The following is a 13,523-nucleotide window of genomic DNA, read 5'->3' on the forward strand; positions in this document are numbered from 1 at the left end:
ATCGCCTCCTATAGCTGCTGGATAAAATCATAGACAAGCTGTACGATCAGAACAATGGTTACCATACGAAGTAGCAGTTTGACTTGATTTGCGTTCACCTTTCTTGCTAAAACAATACCAATTTGCGCACCAATCGTAGACCCTACCATTAAAATCAACGTCAGTGGCCATTCAATTTTCCCCGTAGCAATATAGGTAATCGCTGCTCCTGAGCACATGGCGAATACCCCTACCCTTGAGAGTCCTACTGCTTTAATATAAGAAATTTTCTCATGCGCATATGTATAAAGGGCTAGTGTACTACTGCCAGGCCCAAACATACCATCATAAAAACCAACCCCAAGGAGGATTGGACCATTTTTTCGATTCATCATAAAGAGTTCCTTATCGCCAAAATCTGCCCCACCCATAAAGGACATCATTAACGCAAAGCCTAGTAAAATGATGGCGATAAACGTCAATGCTTGACTACTCATAAATGAAGCAAAAAGTCCACCCAATGTTCCACCAATTAGGGATACCAATAAGACCGGTCTCATTTCTGACCATGCTAATTCCTTACGTTTATAGATCGTATAAAAGCTGGAAAATGCACTTACCATATTGGATACTTTATTAGCCCCAATTGCAGAATGGACAGGCACCCCCATTAACATCATCGTTGGCAAGGTGATTAAACCACCGCCACCCACTAACGTTCCAATGACATTCCCAATGATGCCAATGAATAAAAATAACAAGTATTCCATCATATCCTTCTTTCTCTCTCACAAAAGCAATCATTCTATGATACAGTATAACAGATTGTAATTTTGAATGATGATGGAAATGAGGGCAAGGATGCAAACACAACAAAAAACACCAACACCACGCTTTTGTCACCAGCTGACGGTCATCGTGGCCACCATTTTTTTAGCTGGCTTCACAGCTACTCTAATTCAATATCGAAAGCTTCCTGCAACGATTCCCGTTTTACAAAGCTTTACAAGTGACCATGCACAGCTTGGGCCAAAAATTGCTATTTTTTATTTACCATTTATCGCACTCATGCTATTTTTACTTTTACACTATTTAGAGATGAAAGCTGCCTATCCTATGATGAGAAAAAATAAACCGCCGCTGTCCCATAGCCAGCGTCAAAATGGCATCATCACATTTTGTCTCATAAAAAATAGTATTTTATTGTACTTTACTTATTCCCTTTTCAACGACCTTACGATTGCATTGGGACGCGATCGCATTTTACAACAATGGCATGCATATCTTTTTCTGTTCTTGCTCTGTGGTATTTTCAGTATGGGGATTGTACGAGGCATTTTATTGAATAAAAAGGGTTAAAAAAGACGTATTAAAGAGTTGCTCTTTAATACGTCTTACAAACATGAAACGACTATATAGATTGCATAAATAGAATAAGTTGATTCTCTTGTGTGCAATCCACAGCTACTTTATTGCGTGACAGGTGACCACATTTTGTACATGGATGTACAAGCTGATACCCTTTTTTTGATGAATAATCAATAGTAATAGGTTTCATTAACCCTTTACATGGATTGGCTCTATCACCAGGTACAATATCTAGATGCTTTGAATATAAACAATGTGGGCAATGATTGCGGAAACTGCCATTGTTTAATGGTGTCACGTCTAACCCACACTGTTCACAATGAAATGCTGTATTTTTAGTTTTTCTACTCAATTGTTCTTCCTCCAAGACGAATTTTTCATCTTTGGAGAAAGGGTTCCGTTTTGTTTTTCTATATAATTAGTATTAGGCTTTGATCATGATTTAACCCATTCACCGTTTCGCTCTACAAAACGATTACTTCTAGTTCCACCTTCAAAAGAGCCTATTTCATCTCTTTATCCGAACCACGATTGACTTTAGGAAATTGTATCAATCACTGTAAGACGGACCTCTCCACCTTCCACTAGTCGGTGCTCATTGATCATCACTAACTTAGGCATTCGTCCCCTTATGAACAATTGTAGGAAATCTATTTACCTTCAAATTAACGACTCCTTATAAGTTTCATGTTTTGTTTAGTATACCAAATAGTTAGTCACGTCCCAATTCTCTTTCCATTTGTCTAAAATTATGTATTAAACCATACTTTTGTACACCACGCGCTTGTTCGATGCTAGTATCAGCCCATTGGCGGAATAATTCTTGATTTTTTGACTATGGGCGTATACTGCCTCTACAGCGGGTTGCATCCAGGGCTGTGTCAGCTTGTCGCTTCTCATAGCAGCCGTTCGACCTTCCATCGCTGCAATATAGCATAGGGCATAGCTTGACAATGGCTCCTTGTTAATTTGCTGGGCAGCAGCCTTTGCCGCGCCAAGATTTTTCTCCATAATCGCTTTCGTAAATAGATAATTATATTTGATGGCTGGCTGCTTATAATGGTGGATGATGACATCGATAGCACGAATTTGTTCGTCTACCGTCTCATAAGCAGATGCATAGAGAGCCGCAAATATTGGTTCTTTTTGACGGCGCTTCACCCATTTATCTACAAGTTCCATATTGTTCGATCGATATAAAATATGTACATGACGGTAAATAATAGCTACCACGAACACTGCAATTATACCGAGTGAAAAGGATAGCCGAACACCTGATAAAGATAGCACCATAGCCAGCAAAATAATGGCTAAATAAACGACTGTTAATTGAACAATTTTCATAATGCCTCCTACTGCAATTTCCTGCGCATCTTACGTGAAAAGATGAAACCCGCTCCTATAAAGAAGACAAGTGCCATTACTTTCATGATAGGAATGATAAAAAGCTTACTGATGAGGAAGACAACGACTATATAATAGACCACCATTGCCAGTAAAAATAATGTCAGCTTATTCACGTGCCTCCCTACCTTCCTTTAATGCCGCCTCAATCGCGGCAAGCGCTTTTGGTCCCATCCCATGTAAATGAGCTAAAGTGGAAAGGTCAACGTTTTCTAGCTGTTTCAATTGTGTATAGCCTGCTGCCTGTAATGCACGAATAGCAGGATTGGCTACTCCCTTTGGCCATTCTGACATGTTTGCACTTCCCTTCACGAAAAATCTTCTCTGCCCTATTATGCAAGTGACGGCAAAGAAATGCAAATAAGTCAAAAAGATAGAATTTGAAACATGGATAAGCAAGCAGTCATTAAATTAGTCAAACTATGAATACTCCAGCTCGTCATAATGGAGCCCCCGCTAACTCGCTCATTCATCCATCCCATCACATAGCCTGCTAGACCCGTAGATAATACAACTAACAAGATGATTGGACATGGTAATACCGTCCATAACATAGCTCCATGGATACAGCCAAAGACGAGGCTTTGTAGCAAATTGCCGACCTGGAAACCAAATGGCTTTGCCAGCCTTTTCAGTAAAAAGCCACGAAACAAAAGCTCCTCTGATAAGCCGGTCTGAATTATCGCATACAGAAGAGCGGGTATGATCCCCGCTAAGCCAAGGCCAGCAAATTGATTGGACGCTAATATGGAAGCTTCCATGTAAAAAAAGACGAGAGCGAAATTAGGCACCACTAATACGACAATAGCAAGCATATAAAATATGACATATTTCCCCTTATCGACAATAACGGGCCTATGAATTCCTAACCATTTGAGGAAAGGTTGTTTCTTTTTAGCTGTAAAACTCCACCAAACAAACGGAATGACTGAAAATAACATCACTTGCACAACTGCATTAATCATATTTTCTCCCCCTATTCATTACGTTAAGTGTAGAAGAAAGACCTTTTAAATTCAATAATAATTTAATGATAATCATTAAATTATTAATTTTTAAAATTAAGTATTAATCGTTTTACTTTAATTACAATTGAAAAAGATTTCTTGGTTGTGCTTCGGTTAAATTTCATATATACTCAATTACAGACATTTAAGGTCTGTAATGTATGCAATATATGTTGGAGGTAATGACGATGAATACACATTTATTAGAGAAGGTCCGCATCTATGAACAAAGTACTCGTATCTCTGTACCAGCCTATGACACTCTGTTCGCCATGACACAAGCCTATTTCCGAGCTCATTTAGGTGAGCAAGAAACTTCCCTACTAGTTGTAGGAGCTGGGGGCGGTAATGAGCTGTCCGCTTGGGGACCCTCTAATCCAAACTGGACATTTACAGGTATAGACCCGTCTGAAGAGATGCTGCAAATTGCTCAGTATAAAGCACAGCAATTAGCTATAGAAAGCCGAGTTCAGCTTCTTCAAGGAACCATTGATACCTTGCCCTCCTCTCCATTCACCTATGATGCGGCTAGCTGTATACTTGTGCTGCATTTTATTGAAGATAGACAGCAAAAACTTAACTTACTGCACAACATTCATGCCCAATTAAAGCCCGGCAAACCTTTTGTCCTCGCTTGTGCCTACGGAGATCGTACTAGTAACGAACTGCAAGATCGCATTAAAATCTGGCAAAGCTTCTTTTTAGAGGCGGGATATAAAAAAGCAAAAGTCGAAGATATGGGAAAAGTCATTATGAATATCTCTTTCCTATCCGATCAAGACATTCAAGAATTATTGAAGGAGGCTGGATTTAAGCAGATTACGCGCTTTTTCAGTTCAGGTCTTTTTGCTGGCTGGATGAGTCACGCCTAATCGTAAGCCCCCGCCATTTAGCTCAAATGGAGGGGGCTTTCGACAGGTGAATTATAGATTTCATACAAAAACGACAGCCCCGTTTTTCACCAATAAATACTGTAATAATACACATGATCATCGATGCTCATTCCTACTTTTTCATAGAGCTTTTGGGCATTGACATTGTCCTTTGCTGTTTCAAGCATCATATAACGAGCGTCCTCCTGCTGGCAATAGTCGTAGCATTGTTCGATTAATGCTTTGGCCATCCCTTGTTTTCTGGCATGCCCAGCTACAAATAAATCATTTAAAATAAATGCCTTTTTCATAGCTACGGAAGAAAAGATAGGAAATAACTGCGCAAAACCTACTGCTTCCCCACCCAAATATGCAAGAAAAATAATGGATTGCTCCGTTTCCACACGTTCTTGAATAAACTGCTCGGCTTGTATTAAATCAGTCGGTTGTCCATAAAATTCACGATAGGCATTAAATAACGGGACCACTTCCCCAATTGTTGCCTGTGTCACAGTACAAATATTCATATTCCACTCCCCATTTCAATTTATTTGTCATTCTAGTATGATGGTAGTAGATTATCTGACATTTCAAAAGTGACAGTTTCAAACATTTCAACATGTCGAAGAGGTGCATGATGGACGATTTCATCTTTTTATTAACCGACAAAGAGGCCAAATATAAACAAATTTATCAGCAAATGAAAACCCTCATTCTGAAGGGCACCTTGCAAAAAAATGATTCTCTGCCTTCTATTCGGAAGCTGGCAGACACATTGCAGGTGAGCCGCAATACGACCTTAACGGCCTATGATCAGCTTGTGGCTGAGGGGTATATTCGTGGTGAAGGTCGGAAAGGGTATTTTGTGAATGCGCTGGAGCAAGTTTTCTTACAAGAACAACCACAGCCCATTCGATCGAAGCCACTAAAGGATACTTCCGCATTCCTTGTGAACTTCAAAGCAGGGGCTGTCGATCAACAACACTTTCCCATCAAGACGTGGCGTCAAATCGCCAATCAGGTTTTACAGGAACCCACTTGCTATCAATATGGTGAACTGTTTGGGGAACCTATGCTAAAAGAGCAGCTTGCCCACTATTTATTGCAGGCAAGAGGGCTATATACCAATAATGAAAATATTATTATAGGAAGTAGTACACAGCAAATGCTTCTCTATCTTGGTTTTTTACTGAAGGAAAATTTCCCTAGCATATTGCTGGAGGACCCGGGCTATGATGGGGCTCGAGAGGCATTTCAATTACATAACTTTGACATTGAGGCCTTACCTGTTTTCGAAGCAGGTGCACAGCTTGATAGTTTAACAACTTGTCACTCACGGCTATTGTATGTCACCCCATCGCACCATTTCCCATACGGTGCCTCCATGAACATTCAACAGCGGCAAGCACTTATACAATGGGCTCAAAAAGTGAATGGCTATATTCTTGAGGATGATTATGATGGTGAATTTCGTTATACACAACAGCCATTCCCTGCCCTTGCCTCTATCGATTCCTCTCGGGTCATTTATTTAGGCACATTTTCGAAATCCTTTTTACCGGGCATACGAATAAGCTATATGGTATTACCAACTGCCCTTATACAGCCTTATAAAGAAAAATTTGCTCATTTTGAACAAAATGCATCCACCCTACATCAATGCACAATGGCCCAATTTATGGCCCAAGGCGAATGGACCCGCCATATTAAAAGAATGCGCCTAACCTATAAACAAAAAATGCATTGCCTTGTGCAGGAGCTACAACAACAATTTGGGGAGCAAATCACGGTTTTAGGTGAACAATCAGGACTCTATATTTTGGTAAAAATTAAGACATCCCTCTCAGAACAACAGCTAATCCTACAAGCCGAGTCCCACGGGGTAAAAGTTTATCCAACCAGCCCGTTTTTTCTCCATCAAGCCCGTATAGAACCGATGCTACAGCTAGGCTTTAGCGCATTAACAATGGAAGAAATTAAATTAGGTGTCCAACTACTAAAAAAAGCGTGGTCCTCATAAATAGCACCAAGTTCGTACATTGTGTTCAATAAAAAAGGACCATCAAAATCGATGGTCCTACTTCTTCTTTAATTTTATGGTTTCAAAACATTTCTAATGAACAATTGCTTATTTTTGTGTGCAATTACACTGACTGTCGCCAGTAATAGCCCCGAAATCACGAAAACCATTCTAATTCCTACTAAATCTGCTATTACTCCCATAACAAGAGAGCCAATGCCGAAAATTCCAGTTCCGATAGCACCTAATGAGGTATAGACAGTTGATAACTGTTCTTTTGATACACTGGTTTGTATTACTGTTTGTTGAGGAATTTGTTTAATTTGTCCAAAAAGCCCTACACAAAATGATAGAAGTAAGGAAATCATCGGAATGCTGTTGATGCTAAATACTATTGTAACTATGAAACTTGCAAAGGAGCCAACAAAAATATAGGTGCCTATGTTCTTTTCTACAACAGATGAAAATTTTATACAAAAAACACTTCCTAAAATCAGACCTAAAAAGTTGGCTCCATTTATAAAGCCCCACCACTTTTCATTAACATTCAACGCGTCGCTGACAAACACATATAAAATAGCGGCTATCCAAACTGTTGCAGCGATGGTATCTAAAAATTCTATCCAAGCAATCCTTTTTAAAACTGGCGTATTTAATAAAGTTTGCCAACCCTCTTTCATCTTTTCTAGTTTCCCTTTTGTCTCCGGCGATCCATGGTTGTTTACATTTTCTAAAAGGCTAAGTAATAGACTTGCCAATATAAATAAACATCCAACTAACCAAATCAGTTGCTGAGAGCTCATAATCAGTAATAATGAACTTCCTATGAACCACATACCTGCTTGAATGACCTGCGTAATAGTTTCGGAAATTCCATTAGCTTGAAGTAGCTGTTCAGGTTTAACGTAGTGTGGCGTCAATGTCTGTCTTATTGGATTTGCGCATCCATCAAAAAAAGCAATCCATCCTATTATTAAAAAGATAAAATAATAATTAGCTGCTGATAATCCCATTACCAGAAACCCTAGAATAAAGAGTAGAATGGTTTTTGCGAATTGTGACCCAGCAAGTAACCATTTAAGATTTAGTTTCTCCACTAAAAGAGGTGTCAGCATACTGGATATGAACATAGTGGAAGCAATCGTAAATGGCACAAACGATGCCGCAATTGCAGAATCCGTCAACAAAAAAATCGTACTTATAACACTGACTATATATAATACATCGCCTATATTAGCGAGTGATTGACCTAATAGTAATAAAGAAAAATTTCTATTCAATTTCATTTTATATCCCCCGATATTTCATTCGAATTTTGGCTTCATGGGGGAATATTAGATTGGACTATTCATGAAACTTTGACTCCTTTCATTTAGCGGATAAATCTGGGGGATATCGATTTATCACAAGTTTTTTATCATCCTTACAAATTTAATTGAATTATAGCATTGTTTGTTTTAATATTACATAACCATGGTATTTTTTACCACACCCTAAGTTTATTCCATAACTAATCCTTCTTAAGCTAAGCCGCTTCATTGTTCAATATATAAAAAAGAGCTGTCTAAACGGCTCTTTAATCTTTAAATAAGGCACTCAGTTAGTTTAACAAGGCGAGATAGTCAAAGCATAATACACGAAACTTAATTTCTGACCGTTCATTTCGAATTTTTCACTACTAGTCGTTATTTTCTCAAAACCATTTTTCTCTAAAACTCTTTGAGAAGCTAAGTTAGTTGTTGTTGTTTCCGCTTTAATCTGTTTGATGTCTTCTTCAGTTATTGTTTCGATTAATATTTTCAATGCTTTTTTAGCAATTCCTTTTCCAGCATGTTCTTGCCCTACCCTATAACCGAGATGACCGAACTTAAAAAATCTATCAATATCTACTAAATTTATTCTTCCTAGAATAGAACTATCTTGATCTTTAATTAAATAGAAATATGACCTTCCTTGAGCTTGTTCTTCAAGTAAAGCTTCGTGTCTTTTTTTAAAAATCTCAGGGTTATAGTATTCATCTCCACGAGTAGGCACCGTTTCTTCGAAGAATGCTCTGTTTTCAAGTTCAAATTTATACAATCCTTCGGCATCTGCCACTTGTAATCTTTCAATATATATATCCATGTTATATAAGCTCCATTCCAATAGGTTCTACTCTTTCCTTGAAGTACAATCCCCATATTGGTAAATCCCTTTATTTTTTATCTCTTATTTCTTCCAGTATTTCAATAACACGATTGTTTTGTTTTTCAATAGATTTCAATCTTTTTTCAATTATACTTGAAGAGAAAAACACAATAAGTACAATAGCTATTCCGACTAATAAATTCATTTCTATTCCCCCTTCTATAACGATGTTTGTCTATGTATATAAAGTTACTCCCTTGTTCAAATACGAAGTGTCTTGTTGATAATAAAAGCTGAACTAATGTAAAAATTAGTTCAGCTCCATAACCGTTTCCACCTACTTAGAAATAATCAATGAATGTCGGTATGCCTACGGGTAATAGTTCCTCTAGTAAGGCAATTTCCTCCGCACGTCCCTGTAACCGTTCAATTTTCTCTAAATACCTTGGGCGTTTATAGCCTAGCAGCATAGTGGCCAAGGTTTGCACCGTTAAATGGACAGCATTATCATTTAATGTCTCGCTCACCTTTTGGACAGACAGCTTACCATTCACCATTTTGATGATGAATGTACCATTATTCCAAGCGACAATCCGATCCGTTACGGCTAGCTGAAGCTCAAAGTTTTGACTGACAAATGGATAGCGTAATAAAAACTCTTTCACATCCACAATTCTCGCCATAAAATAAGGAGAGACCTTTTGAATAATCTCACTATCCTCTAAAAGAAATGCTACTGCTTCATTACCTGTCGTTTTCCCATAGACATTATAAATCATGGAACTATGGGCAGAAACAAAATTCCATAACCCTTTACGTGCCTCTTCCTGTAAATAGACGATTTCATCAATATAATAATTTTCCTCCATAATACGATAAAACATGTAGCCCTGCGCCACATCTCCTTCATCGTAGTAGACAGCAGCCTGAAGGTTAACATCACTGTCAATGAACTTCTCTTCCCAGAAATCCTCCTGAAATTTCTCATTCCATGCAATACTATTTCGCACCATTACACCATGTGTTTTTTCGGCATATCGGGCGTAAATATCCACAACATCCTGATGCTTCGGATCGACACGACGAATTTTTCCATGGAGTCCGGAATAATGCGGAAGCTGTGTATCCTTCACCTGAAATTCTACGATATCACTCATAATTTCCCATCCCTTTTTTCGGTAATAAGGAATCGAATATGGGAATAAATAGGATATACATTGCCCCTCGTTACGCATACTTTGTAGGCTTTCAATAATCAAGCTCTCCATCAAGCCATGGCCCGAATACTCTGGGTAGGTGCCAACTGCTGTAATTCCCCCCATTTCATATATCTTCCCATGGACATTGACCTCAAAAGGCAAACTTAAAATTTGCGATACTAAATGTGAGCCATCAAACCATCCGATAGCATGTCCCTCATTAAATTGTCTACTTTTTGCATTCACAAAACGACGGTCCTTATGAATAGACATCGACATTTGAAAGACATAATTCAATAAATCAATGGATTGTGCCATTTCATCCAATCGAATTTCTCGCATGACTAAGCCTTTTCGTTGATTCATGATTCCCTCTCCTCATCAAATAACTCACTTAAAATAGTTTGTGGTGCATCTAAAAACCGCTTGGTGACAATGTAATGAATGGAATCCTTATAGCGGATCGTTTCAATTTCTCCATTGTCAAAGCTATAAATCGTTGCATTTGGATAACCGAGTAAAATAGGCGAATGTGTAGCAATAATAAATTGTGCCTCATGCTCAAGGTCCTTCATAATTTTTAACAAGCTTAACTGCCTTGTTGGAGACAATGCTGCCTCAGGCTCATCCAATAAATAAATGGCTTTCCCTTTAAACCGATTCATAAATAAAGCAAGAAAAGACTCTCCGTGGGATTGGTGATGTAGAGATTTTCCACCAAAAGCGTTATATCTCCTTGGATCTTCTATCAAATCAATATGACTGGCAAATTGATAAAATGTTTCGGATCGTAGAAAAAACCCATTTGAAATTTTCGGCATCCATGACAAACGGATATATTCACCTAGAGAAGATTCTGCCTTATGTACTTCATACAGATTTTGGCGGCCACCACCTGCCGTATTAAAATCGCACCGATCTGCAATGGCTTCTAGTAATGTTGATTTTCCCGAACCATTTTCCCCAACGAAGAATGTCACATTTGTCGGAAACTCCAACTCCTGCAAATCCTGCAAGCTTGGGATATTAAAAGGATACATTTGTTTATTGGGAATCGTATCCTGTAGCATCTTACATGATTTTAAATACATTTTATTTCCTCCTTTCTCTTATTATAACGAACAACGGCTCTGCTGAAACGTCATCGCCCTACCTCTTTTACGAAATAGAATTAAGAATAGTCAAACAAATCATAAAGTCATTATTTTTCTATTGAAAGTTCACAGCAGAAATAGGGCAAAATCGAGCGTTCTCAGTCCCACTCAACACCGCCATTATGTAAGAGGTATTTCCCGAGAAATAAATAAAAAACATGTCGAAAGTTGCAATTTCATTTCGTAAAATTATGTCATATTTTTGATTTTCATAAAATTAAGTGACAGCAAGTTTTTCCTATGAATGATACTTTCCAATTATGAAGAGTGTAATTTCCCTGCAATATTCAACGGAGTTCTATGATTATGCCCAATATAATCAGCATTCTTACAGGTAAGGTCCCTACATGCAGTTTGAATAACAATTTTTCTCTGTGCACCTATTTCCACCCATAAAAGTTCTAGAAACTAGGCTCCCCTCATAAATTGAGTAACAATCAAATGTTAGAAGGAGAAGAACAATGTTTGTTACTCATTATTATGAAAATAAAACGTCCGTCTTAAGTCAATTGCTCGTCAAGCTCCCTACCATCGAAGAGGATATTCGAATTAAAGGGCGTAAAGCCAAAGTAACGGAAGTGCTTCAAATTGACGACAACCAATTTCATGTGAAGATTATTTTTGAAAAAATCCCTAAAAAGCAACCTCTTAAAGATTTAGGAAAGAAAAAGAGATAATCCATAACGTTTATTTCCACCAAATTCGGGAATATACACACTACTATTGCGAATTATTCTCAGCCTATTATTTCTTCAAAGAAATTGGTTGACATTTTAATTGATAACAATTATCATTATCAATAGATTATTTCTTTTCTCCAAATTGCTTATTTCAGAATCCCCCTCTTTTTTGAATAAGCATGTATCAAACGGATATTCTTACATCAGACTAAGAGTATCCGTTTTTATCTGTATATATGGAGGATTTTTACATACTAAAGGAGCTGTTTGACATGGATTATCGTATTGAAAAAGACACTATGGGTGAAATTAAAGTACCTGCTGATAAAATTTGGGGTGCGCAAACACAGCGCAGTAAAGAAAATTTCCAAATTGGTACGGAACATATGCCAATTGAGCTTGTGCAGGCCATGGCTATTTTAAAGAAAAGTGCAGCAATCGCTAACAACAAACTAGGCAAGCTTTCAGCTATTAAAGCGAATGCAATCGTACAGGCTACAGATGAAGTTTTAAATGGGCAATGGGACGATCAATTCCCATTAGTTGTTTGGCAAACTGGCAGTGGTACACAATCAAACATGAACGTTAATGAGGTCATTGCACACCGTGCGAACCAACTATTACAGGACGCTGGCGAGGCAGACCGCATTCATCCAAATGATGATGTCAATAAATCACAAAGCTCGAATGATACATTCCCTACTGCATTGCATATTGCCGCAGTTTTAAAAGTGGAAGATTACTTATTACCACGACTGCGTTTATTAAAATCGACTTTGGAAGACAAAGCAGCTCAATTTAAAGATATTATTAAAATTGGCCGTACACATTTACAGGATGCAACACCTCTTACATTAGGTCAGGAAATTAGCGGCTGGGCAGCTATGCTGGCAAAATCCGAGCACATGATTCTTCAAAATATCGACTATATGAAAGAGCTTGCGATTGGTGGAACAGCGGTTGGTACTGGTATCAATGCTCATCCAGAATTTGGGGATCGTGTTGCAGCGGAAATTAGTGAGCTAACAGGTAAACCATTCACCTCTGCTGCAAATAAATTCCATGCCTTAACAAGCCATGATGAAGCCGTTGTTGCGCATGGTGCTCTTAAAGCTTTGGCGGCAGATTTAATGAAAATTGCGAATGACGTTCGTTGGCTTGCAAGTGGGCCACGCTCAGGAATTGGTGAAATCACGATTCCAGAAAATGAACCAGGCTCTTCTATTATGCCTGGTAAAGTAAATCCTACCCAAAGTGAAGCGATGACAATGGTAGTTACTCAAGTAGTAGGTAATGACGCAACGATTGCTTTCGCAGCATCTCAAGGGAATTTTGAACTAAACGTCTTTAAGCCCGTAATCATTTATAACTTCTTACAATCAACTCGCCTATTAGCAGATACAATGAAATCATTTAATGACCATTGTGCAATTGGCATTGAGCCAAATAAAGAAGTGCTTGATCATAACTTACAAAACTCATTAATGCTTGTAACAGCATTAAATCCATATATCGGCTATGAAAACGCAGCAAAAATTGCGAAAAAAGCTCATAAAGAAGGCACTACGTTAAAAGCAGCAGCTATCGCAAGTGGTCTGCTAACTGAAGAACAATTCGATGAATATGTAGATCCAGCTACAATGATTTACCCGAACGTGAAATAATATAAGTGTAACTAAACTATAATAGGTAAAAGGATTGGGGGTATGTCCC

17 protein-coding genes are annotated in these 13,523 nt (G+C 38.1%); 5 read left to right on the top strand and 12 right to left on the bottom strand.

Translation table 11 applies throughout. The features are described from left to right. Positions 1 to 8: 8 nt before the first annotated feature. Positions 9 to 749 (bottom strand): sulfite exporter TauE/SafE family protein, encoded by a 741-nt coding sequence (locus AC07YC_RS06195; protein ID WP_336636029.1) that lies wholly within the window; start codon positions 747 to 749, stop codon positions 9 to 11. A 91-nt stretch (positions 750 to 840) separates the two neighbouring features. On the opposite strand from AC07YC_RS06195, the gene AC07YC_RS06200 reads away from it, so the two are divergent. Next, positions 841 to 1,338 (top strand): DUF1648 domain-containing protein, encoded by a 498-nt coding sequence (locus AC07YC_RS06200; protein ID WP_336635912.1) that lies wholly within the window; start codon positions 841 to 843, stop codon positions 1,336 to 1,338. A 52-nt stretch (positions 1,339 to 1,390) separates the two neighbouring features. Here the strand turns inward: AC07YC_RS06200 and AC07YC_RS06205 are convergent, their stop codons facing one another. The 5 genes from AC07YC_RS06205 to AC07YC_RS06225 all read right to left on the bottom strand — a co-directional run bounded on the left by AC07YC_RS06205 (position 1,391) and on the right by AC07YC_RS06225 (position 3,716). Next, positions 1,391 to 1,699 carry an RNHCP domain-containing protein gene (locus AC07YC_RS06205; RefSeq protein ID WP_494918749.1) on the bottom strand — a complete coding sequence of 103 codons (309 nt, stop codon included), beginning with the start codon at positions 1,697 to 1,699 and terminating at the stop codon, positions 1,391 to 1,393. Between the two features lie 404 nt (positions 1,700 to 2,103). Beyond that, entirely contained in the window at positions 2,104 to 2,691 is a 588-nt protein-coding gene (locus AC07YC_RS06210) for a hypothetical protein (RefSeq protein WP_494918750.1), read from the bottom strand. Positions 2,692 to 2,699: 8 nt separating this feature from the next. Then, entirely contained in the window at positions 2,700 to 2,867 is a 168-nt protein-coding gene (locus AC07YC_RS06215; protein ID WP_008175876.1) for a hypothetical protein, read from the bottom strand. After that, a complete protein-coding gene (locus tag AC07YC_RS06220) occupies positions 2,860 to 3,045 on the bottom strand; it encodes a helix-hairpin-helix domain-containing protein (RefSeq protein ID WP_402795016.1) in 186 nt (61 codons plus the stop codon). The genes AC07YC_RS06215 and AC07YC_RS06220 overlap by 8 nt, the downstream gene beginning before the upstream one ends. A 71-nt stretch (positions 3,046 to 3,116) precedes the next feature. Then, positions 3,117 to 3,716 carry a CPBP family intramembrane glutamic endopeptidase gene (locus AC07YC_RS06225; RefSeq protein WP_494918751.1) on the bottom strand — a complete coding sequence of 200 codons (600 nt, stop codon included), beginning with the start codon at positions 3,714 to 3,716 and terminating at the stop codon, positions 3,117 to 3,119. Positions 3,717 to 3,946: 230 nt separating this feature from the next. Between AC07YC_RS06225 and AC07YC_RS06230 the strand changes: the two genes are divergently transcribed. Beyond that, positions 3,947 to 4,630 (top strand): class I SAM-dependent methyltransferase, encoded by a 684-nt coding sequence (locus tag AC07YC_RS06230; RefSeq protein WP_494918752.1) that lies wholly within the window; start codon positions 3,947 to 3,949, stop codon positions 4,628 to 4,630. Positions 4,631 to 4,716: 86 nt separating this feature from the next. Here AC07YC_RS06230 and AC07YC_RS06235 read toward each other — a convergent pair whose 3' ends face one another. After that, complete coding sequence (locus AC07YC_RS06235) at positions 4,717 to 5,157, bottom strand: GNAT family N-acetyltransferase (RefSeq protein WP_494918753.1); 441 nt, start codon at positions 5,155 to 5,157, stop codon at positions 4,717 to 4,719. A gap of 110 nt (positions 5,158 to 5,267) precedes the next feature. Between AC07YC_RS06235 and pdxR the strand changes: the two genes are divergently transcribed. Beyond that, complete coding sequence (gene pdxR, locus AC07YC_RS06240) at positions 5,268 to 6,650, top strand: MocR-like pyridoxine biosynthesis transcription factor PdxR (protein WP_494918754.1); 1,383 nt, start codon at positions 5,268 to 5,270, stop codon at positions 6,648 to 6,650. A gap of 74 nt (positions 6,651 to 6,724) precedes the next feature. Here the strand turns inward: pdxR and AC07YC_RS06245 are convergent, their stop codons facing one another. The 5 genes from AC07YC_RS06245 to AC07YC_RS06265 form a co-directional block, all read right to left on the bottom strand. Next, positions 6,725 to 7,936: an MFS transporter gene (locus tag AC07YC_RS06245; protein WP_494918755.1), complete on the bottom strand. Its 1,212-nt coding sequence runs from the start codon at positions 7,934 to 7,936 to the stop codon at positions 6,725 to 6,727. A gap of 319 nt (positions 7,937 to 8,255) precedes the next feature. Continuing rightward, on the bottom strand, positions 8,256 to 8,774 hold the full coding sequence (locus tag AC07YC_RS06250) for a GNAT family N-acetyltransferase (RefSeq protein WP_494918756.1): 519 nt from the start codon (positions 8,772 to 8,774) through the stop codon (positions 8,256 to 8,258). 70 nt (positions 8,775 to 8,844) lie between these two features. Further along, positions 8,845 to 8,982: a hypothetical protein gene (locus AC07YC_RS06255; protein WP_008175851.1), complete on the bottom strand. Its 138-nt coding sequence runs from the start codon at positions 8,980 to 8,982 to the stop codon at positions 8,845 to 8,847. Positions 8,983 to 9,118: 136 nt separating this feature from the next. Beyond that, positions 9,119 to 10,342 carry a GNAT family N-acetyltransferase gene (locus tag AC07YC_RS06260; protein ID WP_494918757.1) on the bottom strand — a complete coding sequence of 408 codons (1,224 nt, stop codon included), beginning with the start codon at positions 10,340 to 10,342 and terminating at the stop codon, positions 9,119 to 9,121. Then, positions 10,339 to 11,067, bottom strand: a complete 729-nt coding sequence (locus AC07YC_RS06265; protein WP_025114869.1) for an AAA family ATPase — start codon at positions 11,065 to 11,067, stop codon at positions 10,339 to 10,341. Before AC07YC_RS06265 ends, AC07YC_RS06260 begins: the two co-directional genes overlap by 4 nt. Positions 11,068 to 11,591: 524 nt before the next feature. Here AC07YC_RS06265 and AC07YC_RS06270 point away from each other — a divergent pair. Together AC07YC_RS06270 and fumC are read left to right on the top strand one after the other, a co-directional pair. Then, positions 11,592 to 11,807, top strand: coding sequence for a hypothetical protein (locus AC07YC_RS06270; RefSeq protein ID WP_336635922.1), 216 nt, complete (start codon positions 11,592 to 11,594; stop codon positions 11,805 to 11,807). A 275-nt stretch (positions 11,808 to 12,082) separates the two neighbouring features. Next, on the top strand, positions 12,083 to 13,474 hold the full coding sequence (gene fumC, locus AC07YC_RS06275) for a class II fumarate hydratase (RefSeq protein WP_494918758.1): 1,392 nt from the start codon (positions 12,083 to 12,085) through the stop codon (positions 13,472 to 13,474). Positions 13,475 to 13,523: the final 49 nt, after the last annotated feature.

Source organism: Lysinibacillus sp. GW247-5R2A, assembly GCF_059424475.1.